Source organism: Bradyrhizobium sp. SZCCHNR1053, from assembly GCF_032381235.1.
In the GTDB taxonomy this organism is placed as follows: Bacteria; Pseudomonadota; Alphaproteobacteria; order Rhizobiales; family Xanthobacteraceae; genus Bradyrhizobium.
Genome location: NZ_JAUHJM010000001.1, coordinates 445,076 through 461,642, shown reverse-complemented (window position 1 = coordinate 461,642; position 16,567 = coordinate 445,076). Strand labels below are relative to the sequence as shown.

The window sequence follows — 16,567 nt, the reverse complement described above, 5'->3', positions numbered from 1 at the left end:
GGCGGATGTCCGGCGGTGCGCTGCGCTATCTCCTGGCTTTCGACCGCCGCCGCGGCGTCGACGATGGGGCCGGCGCGGTCGAAAGCGAGTTCGTCGAGCAGTTCCAGATCCAGGCGGAGCTGCAGCCGCGCTTTGCCGGCGAAGCCGTGCAGCAGGCGCGGCTGCAAGGGCAGTCGACCTTCACCGTCGTGGTGCGCTCGTGCCGCGACACGCGCGCTGTCGGCACCGATTGGCGCGCCCGCGATGTCCGCAGCGCCGCAGATCCCGATGTGCAGACCGTGTTCGCGATCATGTCCGGCCCGATCGATGTCGAGGGCAAGAACCGCTATCTGGAATTCCTCATGCAGACCGGCAAGGCGCCATGACGACGATGGTCGATCCGACGCTTGCGGTCCAGGCAGCCGCGGTGCGCGTGCTGCGAAGCGCCGCGACAGCGGCAGGTAGCCGCATCTTCTGCCCGGTGCCGATGGGGGCGGAGTTTCCTTATGTCTCGATCGGGCAGATCCAGGTGATCAACGAGCGTTTTGAAGGGCTCGAAGGCGCGTTGATCCATCTCACGCTGCACGCCTGGTCGCGCAGCGAAAGCCGCGTCGAGGCCCGGACCCTGGCAGCGCAGATCGTCGCTGCGCTCGATGGCGCCGAAGGCGTGCTCACGGGGCCGGATCTCCAGCTCAACAGCTGCTTGTTCGAAAACGCGCTCCATCTCGACGATCCCGACGGGAAGACCGCCCACGCGGTCCTGACGTTTCAACTCCTCACCGACTGATCTCCCCTCACGCTGCAGAAGGACTCCTCGACCATGTCGACGACCATGACCTCCGTCATCAAGGCCTCGATCAACGTCGTCAGCAAGAAGGCGCTGGATGGCCGCGATGCCGTCGATCGCATTCCGGACCTGGCCGACATCGTGCTGTCCTATGGCGCCGGCTACGGCAAGGCCGACATCTCGTTCTCGGACGATCGCGCGCTGTCGGTCTCGACCTCCGAGAACCTCGATCTGTTCGGCGTCTTGCTCGATGCCTTCGGCCAGGTCATCAACGCCGGCAAGATCAAGGCGATCCTCATCGACAACCAGGAAACGTCGTCGGGCACGCTGACCGTCGGCGCCGCGGCGTCGAACACCTTCAACGGTCCGTTCTCCGGCGCCACGTCGTCAATCGATATCAAGCCCGGCGACCGGGCGGTATTCGTGAGCCGCACCGGTTGGCCGGTGACGTCGGCGACCGCGGATATCCTCAAGGTCGCCTGCGGTGCGCAGGGCTCGGCGGTTTATCGCGTCACCATCGTGGCGTCGTCGTCCTGATCCAGCGCCACCGCCGTTCTGAACCTCTTTCATCCCGGAGCTATCGTCTATGGCCAAAGCGCAAACGCTTCCGTTCTCCCAGTTTCTGGTCTCGCTCGGCGATGGCAATTCGCCGGAGGTGTTCTCGGCGCCGTGCGGGCTGAACTCGCGCAGCTTCAACCGCACGGCGGCCACCAACGAAACCAACGTGCCCGATTGCGACGATCCGGACGCGCCGTCCTGGCTCGATCGCGACATCGTGTCGATGTCCGCCGCGATCTCTGGGGCCGGCGTCGTCGCCGATGAGGACTACGACACGTGGGAATCGTGGTTCGACTCGGGGGCGACCAGGAACATCAGGGTGCAACTCGGTACCCGCGTCTCCATCGGGCCGTACAAGTGCACCAAGCTCAACCTCACCGGACAGCGCGGCAACCGCGTGACCTTCGACGTCACCCTCGACAGCGACGGCGAAATCGCGCCGTTGGCGACGCCGTAAACGTCTGGCCGTCATCGCCAAGCTTGACGGCGGCTGGGAGAAAGCTGATGGGCTCCAACAACGCATCCCTGCGCAACTTTAAGGCGGCGAATGCCGACCTGGTCAAGAATGTGCGCAAGAACTTCCATGAGCTGGCGCTGGCGCAGGGCGCAGAGCTCGTCGGCGACATCAAGCGCGCGATCGAGCACAACGTATCAGGGACCTTGCAGGCCAGCGTCCGGTACGAGGACCGGACCAATGCCGATGGCAGCCGGGTGACCGTGCTGGTGATGGCCGGCGGCCCGACCACGATGAAGGACGGCTTTGACTACGCGCTGGCGGAGGAGTTCGGTACCACCAGGCAGGCGCCGAAGCCGTTCTTCTATCACACTGCGCGGTTCTATCGGATGGGCGGCCTGCCGCAATATCGCGAGACGCTCGACGAGACGATCAAGGAAAACGAGATCGTGCGGCGGACGATGCAGAACAACAATTATGTCATGAACCCCGACCGGCACAACGAGGTCGTGATTTCCGTCGGCCATCGCGGTGCGGCCAAGGTGCAGACGACGTACAAGGGCAGGCAAGTCACATGAGCGCGGATGGCGGCATCAGCTTTTTCTGGGGCGACGACGAGCATCGCTTCCGGCTCGCGATCGGCCAGTTTCGCGAGCTGCAGGAGTGCGTCAACCTGCGCCGGATCAAGCTTGGCGCGGGCATCGTCGGCCCGATGACGCTGCTCAACAGCTTGCGCACCTCCGACGCCTGGCCGGACGATGTTCGCGACGTCCTCCGGCTCGGCCTGGTCGGCGGCGGCATGGAGCCGAAAGAAGCGCATCGGCTGCTCAGGATCTACTTCGACGACGTCGACCGCTATCCGCCGCTGACACATATGCGGCCGGCGTTCCTGATCCTCACGGCCGGGTTTACGGGGCCGATCGAGGCCAAGAGTGACGATGCGCAAAAAAAAAGCGCGGAGGGGATGACGACGGCGACCCCAGCGCCGCCATCGACTTCGGACGCATCTACGGCACCGGCGCAGCCCTAGGCTTCGCGCCCGACCAGGTCGACCGCTGCTCGTTCTGGCAGCTCGGCGTGTGTGTCGACGGCTTCAACAAGGCGAATGGCGGCGAGGACAAGATCGAGCCTCCGACCGACGCCGAATTCGACGCTCTCCTGGAAAGCGCATGACCGATCTCGTCGTCCAGCTCGGCGCCAGGCTCGACCAGTTCGCGACCGACATGAACAAGGCCGGCGACCTGGCCGACGGTGCCATCAGCCGCATCGAAGGGGCGTTCTCGAGCCTCAATCCCGGGCTCGGCGGGCTCGCTTCGCTCGGCACGGTGATTGCCGGCGCAACGGGCTCTCTCGGCGCGATGCTGGCCGGGCTGAAGGCGGTCAATTCCGAGCTCGCCAACATCGGCAAGGAAGCCGACTACGTCGGGCAGACGACCGAGCGTTTCCAGCAGATCAAGTTCGGCGCCACGCAAGGCGGCGTGTCGTCGTCGGATGCGAGCACTGATCTCAAACACGTGGCCGATCTGCTGGCGGATGCGAAGAACAACGAGAACTCGCTGACCAAGATCCTCGATGCCAACAACATCAAGTATCGCGACCGCAATGGTGCGATCATGGACATGAACGGCTTTCTCAAGGCCGCGGGCGAGCTGATCGGCCGCTTCGATTCCATTCCGGAAAAGACCAAGGCAGCCCAGATGCTCGGCCTGTCCGCGGGGTGGGTCGATGCACTGAAGGGTGGCCCGGCGGCTTTCGAGGCGATCGCGTCGAGCGCCAACGCGGCCGGCGTCGTCATCGACGGCCAGACCATCGCCAAGGCACGAAATTTCGACGAGGCCTGGAAGAAGTCGGCCGACCAGCTCGGCCTGCAGTTCAAGGCGGTCACCGCCGACGTCGCGTCCTGGCTGGACGATCTCGTCGACCGTGCCGCCAAGCTGATGGACGGCATCAACCGCGCCAGCAACATCCAGCCCGGATCAGGGCAGGGCACTTTCGATGCGGTCGCGGATTCCCTCGATATCCTGCGCAAGGATGCCGCAGGGCTGCCGCAGGACTTCGAGCAGCTCAACCGCGTGATCGAGCACTACAAGTCGTTGAGTGCCGAAAAGCAGGATCCGGCCCTGCTCGCCGGCCTCGAGGAGATGCGCGACAAGGCGCAGCAGGCGGCCAACGCACTGCGCGGCGTCGAGCTGCTGAAGTCGGCGGCGGCCTTCCCCGAAGGCGTCCCGACGCCGCAGGCGCGGCCTGCCGCAGCGAACGAGAAGACCGGGACAGGCGTCATTCCATCGCGCAAGACGGAAAGCACCGGCCGCGATCAGTTCGATATCACGGTCGACCAGATCACCAAGCGCACGGCCACGCTGAAAGCGGATACGGCCGCGGTGTTCCAGAACAACGCTGCCCAGGCGCAGTTCCGGGCGGAGTTTCAGGAGCTGACCGCGATCATGCGCGACAACGGTGAGGTCACGCAGGAGCAGATCGACAAGTATGAGGCGCTGCGCGGGTCGATGTCGGCGCAGCAGGCGCTGGAGGCCTCCGGCATCATGCTGACGAAGGAACACAAGGACGCGTTCCTGGCCTCGTCGCAGGCCATCGCAGGTGCAACCAGCGCGTATGATGCCGCTGCCGAGAAGCTCCGCGCGATGAACAGCGCGTCGTCGCAGGTCGGCTCGGCTCTATCGAGTGCCTTTGCCGATGCGATCGTCGAGGGCAAGAGCTTGAACGATGTGCTGTCGAGCCTGATCAAGACCTTGGAGAAGTCCATCATCAATTCGACGTTCAGCTCGATGTTCAATGCTCCGGCATCCGGCGGATTATCTCCGTTCGCTTCGCTGCTGAAGGGCATCATTCCTGGCTTTGCCAGCGGCACCGACGATGCGCCGGGTGGCCTTGCGATGGTGGGCGAGAACGGGCCGGAGCTGGTCAACCTGCCCAAGGGATCGCAGGTGATCCCGAACGTGGGCATGCGCGCGGGATCTGGCACCAGCGGCGGCATCACCATCAACAACTACTCGGAAGCGCGAGTTTCAGCGCGGCAGGAGCCGGGCGGCGATACCACGATCACGATCCGCAAGCTGGTCGACCAGGCCATCGGCGAGTCCCTGGCATCGGGGTCTGGCCGGCGTGTGCTGGCCGGCAATTACGGCGTGAAGCCGTTCACAGGACAATAGGCATGACCGTTCCCGCGTGGCCTGACGGTGTGCGGTATGCACCTGACCTCAACTCCATCCCGGAGATCAGCAGGTTTCTGCCGCCGCTGGAGACGGAGATGGGCGGCGGCAACACACGCCGGCGGGCTCGCCCCGGCGACAATGTCGGCGCGATCTCACAGACCATCGTCATGCCGCGTGCCGAGTTCGCGATCTTTGTTGATTGGGTGAAAACCACGCTCAACAACGGCACGTCGCGCTTCTCCATGCCGGTTTGGTTGGGAGACGGCTTTGAGGTGAAAGTCTGCCAATTCACCAAGGGTAGCCCGACCGAGAAGCCGACCGGCACACGCTCCGTCGCCGTCACCATGTCCCTGCGCATCTACGGTCTTTGATCAATGCCGACCCACAGCGAGGCGCTGCTCGAGGCCTATGCGTCGTGTCCGCCATCGGCGCGCGTCTACATTACCTTGGAGATCTGGCAGTCGTCATTCGACCAGGCGGCGCGGGTGGTGGCCAATGTGGCTGACGACATGGCGTTCGGGATCGAGCCAGGCGCGGCGCGCAATGCCGGCGAGATGGTGACGTTCATCGCGTGCCCGTTCACGGCTGAATATCCCGAGCAGCGCGAAGGACAGCCGCCGTCGAGCCAGATCACGATCGACAACGTCGCGCGCGAGCTGGTGCCGAAGATCCGCGCCGCGCAGGCCGTGCGCGAGTACATCACGGTGATCTATCGCGAGTATCTCGGTTCCGACCTGACCGAGCCGGCCTATGGCCCTGTCGAGTTCGAGCTGCGCACCATCGAGATGACCGGGACCAAGCTGACCGGCACGGTCATGGTCAAGAACCTGATGAACAGGCGCTTTCCGAAGCGCGACAAGAACTACGACTACCAGCAGTTTCCGAGCCTGCTGCCATGAGCTCAGCCGCACGCCGCGGTGAATTCCTCAGCCCCCTGATTGGCGAGCCCTGGTCCTGGCAGACCCGCAACTGCTGGGAATTCGCGGCGCATGTCCAGCGCGAGCTGTTCGGCCGCGCGCTGCCCAGCATCGCTGTCCCGGACGAGCCGAAGTGGCGCTGGATGATTGCCGAGATCGGCCGCAATCCGGAGCGCGCCAGGTGGCGCGAAATGGAGCAGGGGCCGCATGGCCTGATCACGGCCGCCGACGGCGCGCTGGTGCTGATGGGGCGGTTCGCCGGCGCCGGGCACATCGGCGTCTGGCTCGCGGCCGAGCGCAAGGTGATCCACTGCGACCGTCGCAACGGCGTGTGCTGCGAGGACGTCCAGTCGTTGAAGCATCAGGGCTGGGTGAGCATTTCGTTCTGGGAGCCGAAAGGCTGATGGCAAGGCGCACGAAGATCAGCGAAGGCGCAGCCTGCGCCGCCTATGTTCGCGACGTCAGCCGCGGGCCGGCGCGCGGCCGCGCGCGGTCGCGCGACAGGCGGTCGCGCGCGCCGGCGGCGGTGATGCGGCCCGTCGTGCACCTGGTGATGCCGGGCCTCGAGGTCGCCAGCGCCGTGCCGCGGCCGCGCGAGACCGTGGCGGCCTTCCTGCGCCGGACCGGCTGGGCGCGGCGCGACCGCCGGCATGGCTGGCAGTTCGCGCGGGGCCTGCCGACCATCCTCGAGGTCAATGGCGAGGCGGTGCTGCGCGCCGACTGGCGCCGGCGCCGTATCGGCGCGGCCGATGCCGTGCGCTTCCTGTCGTTCCCGCGCGGCGGCGGCGGCGGCGGCCGCAATCAGGGCAAGAGCGTCATCGGCCTGGTCGCGCTGATCGCGGTCGCGGCGTTCGCGACCTTCATCACCGGCGGCGGCGCCGCGGCGCTGCTTGGCGCCTCGTTCGGCGCCGGCACGTTTGGTGCGGCGGCGCTGGGGGCTGCGATCGGCCTCGGCGGCTCGCTGCTGATCAACGCGCTGACCGCGCCCAAGGCCGGCGCCACCAACACGCCCTCCGCGACCCAGGACCAGATCTATTCGGTCGCCGCGCAGGGCAACACCGCCCGGCTCGGCCAGCCGCTGCCGGTCTGGTACGGCCGGCTCAAGCGCTATCCGGAGTTCGCCGCGACGCCCTGGGGCGAGTTCGTCGCCAACGACCAGTATTTGAACGTGCTGCTGGCGACGACGATGGGCAGCCTCGAGCCGGAGGCGCTCTATATCGACGACACGCTGCTCTGGCATGCCGGCACCGGCATCGAGCCCGGCTTCGATTGCCAGATCGCGTTCTACGAGCCGGGCCAGACCGTCACGCTGTTTCCGGTCAATGTCGACCAGTCCAGCGAGGTCTCCGGCCAGCAGCTCCCATCGGGCTCGGGCACGTCAGGCGGCTTCTACGGCCCGGCCGGCGTCCATTTCCCGCCGTTCGGCCGCTCGCCCGGCGCCTGGCTCGGCGGCTTCGCGGTCAACCCGGCCGGCACCAGCGCCCAGGCGATCGCGATCGACTTCGTGTTTCCGTCCGGCTGCTACACCTACAACAAGGACGACGGCAACATCGGCTATTCGACCGTCGGTCTCACGGCCGAATATGCCCCCTGCGACGATCTGGGCATCGCGACCGGGCCCTATGTCACGCTGTTCGCGATCGAGCGCTCCTATGCCGCGCAGTCGCCGATCCGCGACAGCGTCAAGGTCGACGTCGCGCCCGGCCGCTATCTCGTCCGCTTCCGCCGCGAGGACGCCGAGCTCTCCGGCCAGGACGGCAACAATGCCGTGATCTGGGCCGGCCTGCGCACCTTCCTCGCCGGCGCCAATTCCTTCGCCGACGTCTCGACGGTAGCGCTGCGCATCAAGGCCTCGCAGTCGACGCAGGGGAGCTACAAGTTCGGCGTGCTCGGCACCCGCAAGCTGCCGGTGTGGACGGGAGCGGCCTTCGCCACGCAGGCGACGCGCAACCCCGGCTGGGCGTTCCTCGATGCCGTGGTCAATGCGCAATACGGCTCGGGGCTGTCGATCGCGAAATGCGATTTCAACGCCGTGGTCGCGTTCGCCGCCGGCTGCGCCAGCCGCGGCGACCAGTTCGACTACCGCTTCGACACCGCGGTCGCCGTCCCCGAAGCGCTCGACAAGATCCTGACGCCGGCACGCGCCCGCCACTTCTGGCTCGGCGACACCGTCTCGATCGTGCGCGACGAATGGCGCGACGTGCCGTCGCTGCTCCTGACCGACCGCGAGGTCGTCCGGGATTCCACCTCGATCGGCTTCCAGATGCTCGGCGACGAGGATCCGGACGCCGTGACCATCGAATATGTCGACGAGCAGACCTGGCTGCCGGCCTCGGTGCAGTATCCGCCGGACGATCTCACCTTCACGGCGACCTTTCCCGAGGTGCGCCGCATCGACGGCATCGTCACCCGCGCCCAGGCGTTTCGCGAGGCCGCGTTCTACTACCTCGCCTCGATCTACCGGCGGGAGACGCCGAGCGTCCGCGTCGAGTATGAGGGCCGCGCGATCACGCTCGGCTCGGTGCTGCGGCTGCAGTCCGAGCTGCCGGAGGCCTACGGCCAGGGCGGCGCCGTAACCGCGGTCGCGGTCCGCACCTTGACGCTCGACCCGGCGCCCGTCTGGGGGGCCGGCCCGTATTACATCCGCCTGCGCCGTCCGAACGGCACATGGTTCGGCCCGGTGGTGGCGACGCAGGGCGCGGATGCGAGCCTTGCCGTGCTCGATGCGGCGAGCCTGGCGAGCGCGGAGACGGCGCAGTCGACGACCTTGTCGGCCGTGCTGGCGCGCGCCGATGGCGCCGAGGATCCGTCGTTCGAGTTCGGCAACGGCACCTCGTCGTCGAAGCTCTGCGTCGTGCTCAACGGCACGCCCTCGGGCGACTACGCCACCTTGAGCCTGGTCGTCGACGACGAGCGCGTGCATGCGACCGACCTCGGCAGCCCGCCGCTGCTGCCGGTCGGCCAGTTCCCGGCCAACGACAAGGTGCCGCTGATCGCCGGCCTCAATGCCACTTTCGGGCAGGGCGCGATCGAGCCGAAACTGTCGGCGTCGTGGTTTCCGGCGGCCGGCGCGCTCTACTACATCGCCGATGTTTCCTATGACGACGGCGTGCACTGGCAGCAGGTCTATGAGGGCCAGGACAACCAGTTCTCGGCGGTGGTCTCGCTCGCCGCGGTGAAGCTGCGGGTGCAGGCGGTCAATACCGCCGTGCGCGGGCCGTACTCGACCGTCAACGTGGCGGCGCCGACAATCGCAGCGATCCCGCAATCGGTCGCCCTGAAATCGCTGATCGATGGCCTGCAGTACCAGGTCACGACCCTGCAGGATCAGATCAAGGCGGCGAATGACGACGTGACGCAGCGCCTCGCTGCGCTCACCGCCAATCAGGATGCGCGCAACTGGCTCGACAAGAAGTCCGTCCGCACCCAGCTGTTCGCGATGGCCGGCGACGCCAAGGCGCAGATCGAGACCTTGCAGCAGGCGATGGTCGACCAGGAGCTGGCGTTTGCCAGCTATCAGGCCGAGGTCTCGGCGACGTTCGGCCCGGCGTTCTCGTCCGCGAGCACGGTCTCGTCGGCCGTCGCCCAGCTCGACGGCTACGCCGCGGCGTCCTGGGGTGTGACCCTCACTGTCAACGGCGCCATCTCCGGCATCCGTCTGGTCGACGGCAGCAACTCGGGCAGCGTCCTCAACTTCCTCGCCGACCGCGTGCAGATCTCGCTGCCCTCGGTCAATGGCGGCGTGCCCTACAGCCTGTTCACGACCGGCGTCGTCGGCGCGACGCCCTCGGTCGTCATCAACGGCAACCTGCTCGCCAACGGCACGATCACGGCGCCGATGATCCAGGCCGGCGCGGTCCAGGCCGTGCACATCCAGGCCGGCTCGATCTCGACGACGCAACTGGCCGTCAACGGCGTCGACCTGCCGAACATCATCGACGGCGCGGTGTCCTCGACCCAGGTGTTCGCGACGCCGGCCAAGACCGACGACTTCTCCGACTTCCTCAACATCACCACGGTCATCAAGTCGGGCAAGGCCACCGTGGCCTACGAGGCGCAATGGGCGAACGCCTCGTTCAACTATGGCGGCACGCGGCCGTTCTCGCAGATCGACCTGCTGGTCGACAACGTCGTCGTGAAGTCGTGGAGCTGGATCCACATGCTCAACCCGTTCGGCGGCGGCTCGCCGCTGTTCGAGCTGTATCTGCCGATCTCCATCCGCCACACCCAGGCCAGCCTTGCCAATGGCGCGCATAATTTCCGGATGCGCGTGGTCTCGACCGGCGCACGGTTCTCGCTGGCCGGCGGCCAGGTCTATATCACCGATTTCCGCAGGTAGATCAGCATGGCATTCCCGAGCTATTCGACCGGCACCGTGGCGGTCGCCAACGGCGCGACCGTCATCGACGGCACCGGCACGATCTGGTCCGGCGTCAACGTCCGCGCCGGCGACGACATCGTCATCGCCGGCCACACCGTCATCGTCGAGGACGTCACCGATGAGACGCATCTCGTCATCGACGCCTGGCCGTACACCACGGTCACGGCCGGCACGGCCTACAAGATCGTGCAGCGCTCGCCGCTGCGCTTCGCCGGCGGCCAGGCGATGGCCGACGTCTCCGCGCTGGTCGCAATCCTCAACGGCATGGGGACGATCTATGCTGTCACGGGCGAGGCGCCGGATCCGTCGATCGGCGAGGACGGGCAGTATGCGCTCAAGACCAACACCGGCCTGTGGAAGCTGTGGCTCAAGGTCGCCGGCGTCTGGGTAGCCCAGGGCAATCCCGCGGGCACCTCGACCAACCGCGGCGCCTGGGACAGCGTCACGGATTACATCGCCTCCGACATGGTCTCGCGGCTCGGCTCGAGCTACATCGCCAAAGCGCCGAGTACCAACAAGCCGCCTGAGAGCAACCCGTTGTTCTGGGACCTGGTCGCTGGCAAGGGCGACCCAGGCAGTCAGGGGCCTCAGGGCGCGCCCGGCACGGCCGCCACGATCACTATCAGCTCGACCACGACCCTGCCGGCCGGCTCGAACGCGACCGTCACCAATCTCGGCACGTCCTCGGCCGCCAGCCTCGCCTTAGGCATCCCGCAGGGCGCGCAGGGTGCCCAGGGCGTCCAAGGACTGCAGGGGCAGGGGCTCAGCTACGATGCATCCGGCACGCTGGCAGAGCGCGCCACCTATGACGGCCAGACCACCGGCTATGCCTTCCTGCAGACTGACGTGTCGCCGTTCCGGCTCTGGGTGAAGGCCTCCAATACCTCGGCTGATTGGGCCGGGCCGACGCCGATCGGCGCCAGCGTGCCGGTCCTCAGCATGGGGTCGATTGCCGATCCCGTCATCGCAACATTCAGCTGTGGGTCCATCGCATGACGACGCATACGCAATTCGGTTTCGGCTACGGCACGGCGGCGCAGATCGGCGCCTACAACGGCCTGCAATTCGAGCCGGTCTACGACACCGACAATCAGCGGGTGGTCGTAATGCTCGGCACCGGAGCCGGCAACAAGGTGGCGATGGCCAGCGAGGCGTTCGTCACTGCCGCCGTCGCCGGCGTCAGCGCCGGCGCCAACAGCTACTTGCAGTGGTCGACCTGTACCTGATCGGCGGTCACTGCCCGCTCTCTCTCTTGCCCTTCATGGCCGGGCTTGATCCAGCCATCCATCCCCCACCAAGGAATTCATCCCCATGGCATCCGCTCCCGTCTTCGTCGGCACCCCCAAGACCTGGCAGGCCGCGCTCTCGGCCGCCAACACCAATCGCGACGGCACCGGCACGCTGGTGACGGTGGTCAGCGCCGGCGGCTCGGGCTCGCGCATCGACAGCCTGCGTGCCGTCGCTTCGGGCACCACGACGGCCGGCGTCATCCGGTATTTCCTGAACGACGGCACCAACAAGTATCTCCTCAAGGAGCGGCTGGTGACCGCCATTACGCCGTCGGCGACGATCGCCGTGTTCGAGGACGATGTCAGCTTCGCCAACGGCCTGGTGCTGCCGACCGGCTGGTCGCTGATGGCATCCACCCACAACGGCGAGGCGTTCAAGGTGTTCGCGCAGGGCGGAGACCTCTGATGACCAACCACGCCTCGTCGTTCCCGGCGGCCCCGCAATTGCCGCCGCTGCACCGTTATGGCGGCGTGCTCACCTCGAATCCCGAGCTCGCCATAAGCGCCATGGGCGACGCCTATTGGGTCGAGGGCACCGCCACCGTCCGCGGCCTGCCAACCTGGCCCAAAGGTCCGCCGATCCATCTCTATCTGGTCGGCAGCCCGACCTTCGTGCACTCCTCCAAGCTGCTGATGCCGGGATCGCAGAACTACACGTTCTCGTCCGGCGATTCCTGCTGGGCACTGCCGCTCGGCGACGGTGTGTGGCGGGTTGTCTCGATTAGCATTGCCGCGCTCAGCCCGGCTTCCGGCTGGCGCAACAAACAGACCTTAGCAAAGACCGCCGCATATTCGGTTGTGACTGGCGACGCCGGCTCGACTCTGCACGTGGGAAATAACGCCTTTTTCGAACTGACGTTCGGCGCCGCGTCGAGCTATCAATCGGACTTCGCGGTGATGGTGCGCAACACGGATTCATATTCCGGCGTCGGCACGGGACGCGGAAAGCGGATCAATCTGAACGGCACAACCTTCATTCTCTACCCCAGCCAAAATGTCCAGATCTTCTGTGCCAATGACGGATCTGGACCCGTTTGGGACTGGTTTCCGAAGAAGCAGAGATGGGCGCAAGGGAATGTGACGTTCTGCTGCGACACCGGCAGCACTGGTGCGCGCGGAACGGTCGATGGGTTGGCGTCAGGCGCGAGCGCCTTTGTCAACATTCAGGACGCCGCTTCGGTCATCTACTATGACTCGGATATGCAGGGGTCGTCATCCACGATCGCGCTGACGGCGGGCCAGACCTTCGCGCAGACGCTTAGCGTCGGTGGCCAGGGCCTTGGATCAAACGTCATCAACCTGAAGGGAAATGGCGGCACCGCTACGATCCAATCGCCGAGCAGCGGCGTGGACCTCGTGTCGGTCGGCGACAATGCCGAGCTGATCATGCAGGACGTCACGCTGAATTCGCAGAACAACGTCTTCGGCAAGGCCGCCATCAAGCTGCACGGAAATGGCGTCGTCGATGTTTTTGCCAATGTTCGCATCAATGGCGGCGGCGGAGCGAACGATGTCGGCGTATACCTCGATAACGGCGCCTGCATCTTCGCCATCTTCAACATCATGACGTTCAACAATACGTTCAAAAACATCATCCGGGCGGATCGTGGCGGTCAGATCTCACTTGGCCCGGGCATTCAGCCGACCGGCGGAATGGCCATCACGAATTTCATGGAGTTGTACGGTCCGGGCCTCACGACGGTCGGAACGGCGATCACGGGCAACGCGGCGGCCTGGGGCACACCAGGAAACATACTGGTGGATGACGGGCATACCTTCAAGTACAACGGAACAGCGCTGCCTGCGAGTGTCACGGCTACAGGCGCTCATGGCGCTTATGCCTACTAGCTCGGATCACTCGCCAAGGCGGTTCATGATCAGCGGAGCAAGCTGTTGCCGCGCCAGCCAGATCGACGCGTGTGGTCGCAAGTGCACAGTATCCGCAGTGATGAGACCCTCTTTCGGGTCGTTGCCGAGATAGCTCAAGCATCCCTCCGCGTTGCAGAACGGCTTCATCTCGTCGACGAATTCGAACGGTTCGTCAGGTCGGATCTGCGACTGAAACGCTTTGGTGAAGGCCATCAGATCATCATCGAGGTGGCCTTTGATATAGCGTGGAATCTCAGGCCAGTAGTTATCGAGAACGACCTTATAGAGGAAGGGTTTCCAGTGCGGCCGTTGCCCCAAGACGAGCACATGCTTGACGCCGTAGCCTTTCACGGTCCTCGCGAACTGGCGGATGTAGGCGATGTCGAACGAATTGTTCGATGACAGCAGCAGCACCTTCGGGGGATCGATCTTGATATGCTGCATCGCAAAATAGTTCGCCATATGACAGTGATGGGTATCGATGATGCGCTCGATCACCTCACTCACCTGGCACCCGGAACTCCAGATCAAGAGCAGTGAAACGGTCTTCGGAAGAATCTCGCTGAGACCGTAGTATAGATCGGATGCGTTCGAGTCTCCGAGGATCATGATGCTCTGCTCGGAATGGCGAGTATAGCAGTTCGGATCAATGGCGGCGCGCGGAGCAATCGTCGGAATTTTGGAGTCCCAGGCGTAGAAGTTGCACTGGTTCTGCGAGATGTAATTGATGTACTCAGCCTGCAGCCTCGGTGAGCCCACATTGAAGTAGTCAGCGTAGGCAGCCTTGTCCTGCTCGAGCCGGCCCGGAAAGCCCTTGCTGAGGACGTCGACGATCCCGAACGCGCCGATCGCGGCCATTGCTGTCACCAGGGCGGGAATCGAAGCCTTCCTCGCACGCTGCCCGAACCGGATGGGCTTTTCGACGAGCTGATAGGTAAGCCACGCCAGCACGACGGAGGCTGCGACAAGGGCCAGCACGAGTTGCGGCGGCGGCGCGACGTTGCCGAAATGGAGCCGGGCGAAGGTCAGCAGGGGCCAATGCCAGAGATAGAGCGGGTAGCTGATCAGCCCGAACCAGACCAATACCTTGTTGGATAGCGCCCATCGATTGAGCCAAGCCTCGGGACCGGCGAGAATGAGGAGATAGGTGCCGGTGACCGGAAATAGCGCCCACCAGCCGGGAAACTCGTGACGCCGGGTCACCACGACGGTCGAGGCTAGGACAAGGGCGATGCCCAGGGTCGACAGCACATGGCGGTAGGCCCGATCGGCGTCGACGCCGCGCTCAAAGAGGAGGCCGGCGAGAACGGTAGCGATCGTGCGTTCGATCCGGACGGCGATCGGCGGCGAGAACAGCATCAGGTTCGCCAGGCTTGCGCCGGCCGCAAGCTCCCACAGGCGCGAGACGGGGGAGTAGAACGCCGCGACCGGGTCCGTCGAGGTCGCCTTGATGCTGTAGGCCAGGGAGAGTGCGAGAACGGCGGCGATGAGCACGAAGCGATTGAGGCGGCCACGCCACGCCACCAGCATCAGGGCCGGCCAGGCCAGATAGAACTGCTCCTCGACGCCGAGCGACCACAGATGCAGCAGTATCTTGGTATCGGAAGCAACATCGAAATAGTTCGCCTCCTGCCACAGAGCGAGATTGGCGATGAACCCCGCGCCTGCGGCCGCGTGTTTGCCGAGCCGGGCGAAATCATCCGCCCAAAGCATGAAGGTGCCGACGATCAGGCAAAATAACAGCACCACGATCAGCGCTGGAAAGATGCGGCGCACGCGGCGCGCATAGAAGTTCGTCAGACTGAAGCGCTTGGCGGCGAGATCGGTCAGGATGATCGATGTGATCAGGTAGCCTGAGATCACGAAGAAGATGTCCACGCCGACGAAGCCGCTCCGGAGTAGGTTGGGAAAGGCGTGGAACGTGACGACCGATAGCACCGCGATGGCGCGCAGGCCGTCGATATCGGGCCGATAATGAGTTGCGTGATTGATGACCCGGCCGTCGATGCCGGCGTGTTTGTCCGTCCCGTGCACCTCGGATGCCCCCTTGCCCCGGCCTCCGGCGGTCGCCGGGTAGGCGATCTCTCTTAACACCACAACCCCTGGGAAGTCGACCGGTCCTGGACTGGAACCGGCGACCTGCACCGTTTTCGCAACATCGGAGCCAATCATGATCGAGCTGACGCGCGAGACCCTGCGCGCGGTGTTTCCGCGCGCGCCTGAAGCGGTGATCGAGGCCTTCGTCACCAAGCAGGGCGTGCTGACTAAGGTCGGCGTCAACGCGACGCGGACGCGGCTGTCGTACTTCTTCGCCAACCTCGAGCATGAATGCGGGGGCTTCGCGCTGAAGGGGCTCGAAGAGAGCCTGGCCTATACGCCGGAGCGGATGGCGCAGGTCTGGCCCAACCGCTTCGCCTCGGCTGCAGCCGTGCGCGCGCGCTTCGGCACCGCGCCGGGCTGGCAGCTCCAGGCGTTCGACGAGATCTACGGCAACCGGATGGGCAACCGGCCGGGCAGCCATGACGGCTCGACCTATATCGGCCGCGGCGGCCCGCAATGGACCGGACGCGACGGCTACAAAGCCTGCCAGGCGCGCACCGGCGTGCCGGCGGTCGACCAGCCGAAGGCGGTGTCGCAGCTCGATCTCCAGCCGGAGATCTGCGCCGCGTTCTGGGACTGGAAGGGCCTCAACGCCAAGGCTGACGCCGGCGACTTCAAGGGCTGCGTCAAGCTCTGGAACGGCGGCTCCAATGGCCTGGCCGACCGGCTCCATCTGATGGCCGGCAACGATCCGATCATCGCGCGGATGGCCTCGGTCGACCGGATCCTGCCGGTGGCCAAGGCGATGCCAGGCGCGCCGCCGAGCGCCAAACCGCCGAAGGCCATCGTCAACGCTGCGACCACCAAAGAACGCCGCCTGCGCAACGCCGCCGCCGCGACCGGCGCGGCCGGCGCCGGCAACGAGGGGGCCAAGCAGGGATCGAGCGTCCACGTGCCTCTGCCGCACGCGGCGTCGATCGCGGTCATCGGCCTCGCGCTCGGCGTCGCCCTGGTCGCCACGATCCTGCTGGCCCGCAAGCGCGCGGCCGTCGTCGCAAACTGGTTCTGAGGTCTGAGAAGGCGTCGTCATGACCGTCCGCATCCGCGGCGGCAATTCAAA

Annotated in this window: 17 protein-coding genes; 16 read left to right on the top strand and 1 reads right to left on the bottom strand. The window is 65.6% G+C overall.

Annotated elements, in window-relative coordinates; all coding sequences use genetic code 11:
* The first annotated feature begins 5 nt into the window (after positions 1-5).
* The 15 genes from QX051_RS02185 (at position 6) to QX051_RS02115 (ending at position 13,386) form a co-directional block, all read left to right on the top strand.
* Positions 6-365, top strand: coding sequence for a head-tail adaptor protein (locus tag QX051_RS02185; protein ID WP_315774866.1), 360 nt, complete (start codon positions 6-8; stop codon positions 363-365).
* The gene (locus QX051_RS02180) at positions 362-766 is read left to right on the top strand and encodes a DUF3168 domain-containing protein (protein WP_315774865.1); all 405 of its coding nucleotides are present in this window, start codon (positions 362-364) and stop codon (positions 764-766) included. Before QX051_RS02185 ends, QX051_RS02180 begins: the two co-directional genes overlap by 4 nt.
* Before the next feature lie 33 nt (positions 767-799).
* Positions 800-1,303 carry a hypothetical protein gene (locus QX051_RS02175; protein WP_315774864.1) on the top strand — a complete coding sequence of 168 codons (504 nt, stop codon included), beginning with the start codon at positions 800-802 and terminating at the stop codon, positions 1,301-1,303.
* A 49-nt stretch (positions 1,304-1,352) separates the two neighbouring features.
* Positions 1,353-1,781: a phage tail tube protein gene (locus QX051_RS02170; RefSeq protein WP_315774863.1), complete on the top strand. Its 429-nt coding sequence runs from the start codon at positions 1,353-1,355 to the stop codon at positions 1,779-1,781.
* 47 nt (positions 1,782-1,828) lie between these two features.
* Positions 1,829-2,356 (top strand): hypothetical protein, encoded by a 528-nt coding sequence (locus tag QX051_RS02165; RefSeq protein ID WP_315774862.1) that lies wholly within the window; start codon positions 1,829-1,831, stop codon positions 2,354-2,356.
* Positions 2,353-2,808 (top strand): gene transfer agent family protein, encoded by a 456-nt coding sequence (locus QX051_RS02160; protein WP_315774860.1) that lies wholly within the window; start codon positions 2,353-2,355, stop codon positions 2,806-2,808. The genes QX051_RS02165 and QX051_RS02160 overlap by 4 nt, the downstream gene beginning before the upstream one ends.
* Before the next feature lie 139 nt (positions 2,809-2,947).
* Positions 2,948-4,948 carry a hypothetical protein gene (locus QX051_RS02155; protein ID WP_315774858.1) on the top strand — a complete coding sequence of 667 codons (2,001 nt, stop codon included), beginning with the start codon at positions 2,948-2,950 and terminating at the stop codon, positions 4,946-4,948.
* 2 nt (positions 4,949-4,950) lie between these two features.
* Positions 4,951-5,322 carry a hypothetical protein gene (locus tag QX051_RS02150; RefSeq protein WP_315774857.1) on the top strand — a complete coding sequence of 124 codons (372 nt, stop codon included), beginning with the start codon at positions 4,951-4,953 and terminating at the stop codon, positions 5,320-5,322.
* 3 nt (positions 5,323-5,325) lie between these two features.
* A complete protein-coding gene (locus tag QX051_RS02145) occupies positions 5,326-5,850 on the top strand; it encodes a DUF1833 family protein (RefSeq protein WP_315774856.1) in 525 nt (174 codons plus the stop codon).
* Positions 5,847-6,272, top strand: a complete 426-nt coding sequence (locus tag QX051_RS02140; RefSeq protein WP_315774855.1) for a hypothetical protein — start codon at positions 5,847-5,849, stop codon at positions 6,270-6,272. The genes QX051_RS02145 and QX051_RS02140 overlap by 4 nt, the downstream gene beginning before the upstream one ends.
* The gene (locus QX051_RS02135; protein WP_315774854.1) at positions 6,272-10,207 is read left to right on the top strand and encodes a host specificity factor TipJ family phage tail protein; all 3,936 of its coding nucleotides are present in this window, start codon (positions 6,272-6,274) and stop codon (positions 10,205-10,207) included. Before QX051_RS02140 ends, QX051_RS02135 begins: the two co-directional genes overlap by 1 nt.
* Before the next feature lie 6 nt (positions 10,208-10,213).
* On the top strand, positions 10,214-11,245 hold the full coding sequence (locus QX051_RS02130; RefSeq protein WP_315774853.1) for a hypothetical protein: 1,032 nt from the start codon (positions 10,214-10,216) through the stop codon (positions 11,243-11,245).
* Positions 11,242-11,475: a hypothetical protein gene (locus QX051_RS02125; RefSeq protein WP_315774852.1), complete on the top strand. Its 234-nt coding sequence runs from the start codon at positions 11,242-11,244 to the stop codon at positions 11,473-11,475. Before QX051_RS02130 ends, QX051_RS02125 begins: the two co-directional genes overlap by 4 nt.
* Positions 11,476-11,560: 85 nt before the next feature.
* Positions 11,561-11,944 (top strand): hypothetical protein, encoded by a 384-nt coding sequence (locus tag QX051_RS02120; protein ID WP_315774851.1) that lies wholly within the window; start codon positions 11,561-11,563, stop codon positions 11,942-11,944.
* The gene (locus QX051_RS02115) at positions 11,944-13,386 is read left to right on the top strand and encodes a hypothetical protein (RefSeq protein ID WP_315774850.1); all 1,443 of its coding nucleotides are present in this window, start codon (positions 11,944-11,946) and stop codon (positions 13,384-13,386) included. Before QX051_RS02120 ends, QX051_RS02115 begins: the two co-directional genes overlap by 1 nt.
* 6 nt (positions 13,387-13,392) lie before the next feature.
* Here QX051_RS02115 and QX051_RS02110 read toward each other — a convergent pair whose 3' ends face one another.
* Positions 13,393-15,579 carry an acyltransferase family protein gene (locus QX051_RS02110; protein WP_315774849.1) on the bottom strand — a complete coding sequence of 729 codons (2,187 nt, stop codon included), beginning with the start codon at positions 15,577-15,579 and terminating at the stop codon, positions 13,393-13,395.
* Here QX051_RS02110 and QX051_RS02105 point away from each other — a divergent pair.
* Complete coding sequence (locus QX051_RS02105) at positions 15,578-16,516, top strand: glycosyl hydrolase (RefSeq protein WP_315774848.1); 939 nt, start codon at positions 15,578-15,580, stop codon at positions 16,514-16,516. The two genes, QX051_RS02110 and QX051_RS02105, sit on opposite strands and share 2 nt — an antisense overlap.
* Positions 16,517-16,567: the final 51 nt, after the last annotated feature.

Bases quoted from the DNA above. Each gene is read 5' to 3' on its own strand.
- QX051_RS02185 (WP_315774866.1), top strand. From the start codon at position 6: ATGTCCGGCGGTGCGCTGCGCTATCTCCTGGCTTTCGACCGCCGCCGC.
- QX051_RS02180 (WP_315774865.1), top strand. From the start codon at position 362: ATGACGACGATGGTCGATCCGACGCTTGCGGTCCAGGCAGCCGCGGTG.
- QX051_RS02175 (WP_315774864.1), top strand. From the start codon at position 800: ATGTCGACGACCATGACCTCCGTCATCAAGGCCTCGATCAACGTCGTC.
- QX051_RS02170 (WP_315774863.1), top strand. From the start codon at position 1,353: ATGGCCAAAGCGCAAACGCTTCCGTTCTCCCAGTTTCTGGTCTCGCTC.
- QX051_RS02165 (WP_315774862.1), top strand. From the start codon at position 1,829: ATGGGCTCCAACAACGCATCCCTGCGCAACTTTAAGGCGGCGAATGCC.
- QX051_RS02160 (WP_315774860.1), top strand. From the start codon at position 2,353: ATGAGCGCGGATGGCGGCATCAGCTTTTTCTGGGGCGACGACGAGCAT.
- QX051_RS02155 (WP_315774858.1), top strand. From the start codon at position 2,948: ATGACCGATCTCGTCGTCCAGCTCGGCGCCAGGCTCGACCAGTTCGCG.
- QX051_RS02150 (WP_315774857.1), top strand. From the start codon at position 4,951: ATGACCGTTCCCGCGTGGCCTGACGGTGTGCGGTATGCACCTGACCTC.
- QX051_RS02145 (WP_315774856.1), top strand. From the start codon at position 5,326: ATGCCGACCCACAGCGAGGCGCTGCTCGAGGCCTATGCGTCGTGTCCG.
- QX051_RS02140 (WP_315774855.1), top strand. From the start codon at position 5,847: ATGAGCTCAGCCGCACGCCGCGGTGAATTCCTCAGCCCCCTGATTGGC.
- QX051_RS02135 (WP_315774854.1), top strand. From the start codon at position 6,272: ATGGCAAGGCGCACGAAGATCAGCGAAGGCGCAGCCTGCGCCGCCTAT.
- QX051_RS02130 (WP_315774853.1), top strand. From the start codon at position 10,214: ATGGCATTCCCGAGCTATTCGACCGGCACCGTGGCGGTCGCCAACGGC.
- QX051_RS02125 (WP_315774852.1), top strand. From the start codon at position 11,242: ATGACGACGCATACGCAATTCGGTTTCGGCTACGGCACGGCGGCGCAG.
- QX051_RS02120 (WP_315774851.1), top strand. From the start codon at position 11,561: ATGGCATCCGCTCCCGTCTTCGTCGGCACCCCCAAGACCTGGCAGGCC.
- QX051_RS02115 (WP_315774850.1), top strand. From the start codon at position 11,944: ATGACCAACCACGCCTCGTCGTTCCCGGCGGCCCCGCAATTGCCGCCG.
- QX051_RS02105 (WP_315774848.1), top strand. From the start codon at position 15,578: ATGATCGAGCTGACGCGCGAGACCCTGCGCGCGGTGTTTCCGCGCGCG.
- QX051_RS02110 (WP_315774849.1), bottom strand. From the start codon at position 15,579: ATGATTGGCTCCGATGTTGCGAAAACGGTGCAGGTCGCCGGTTCCAGT.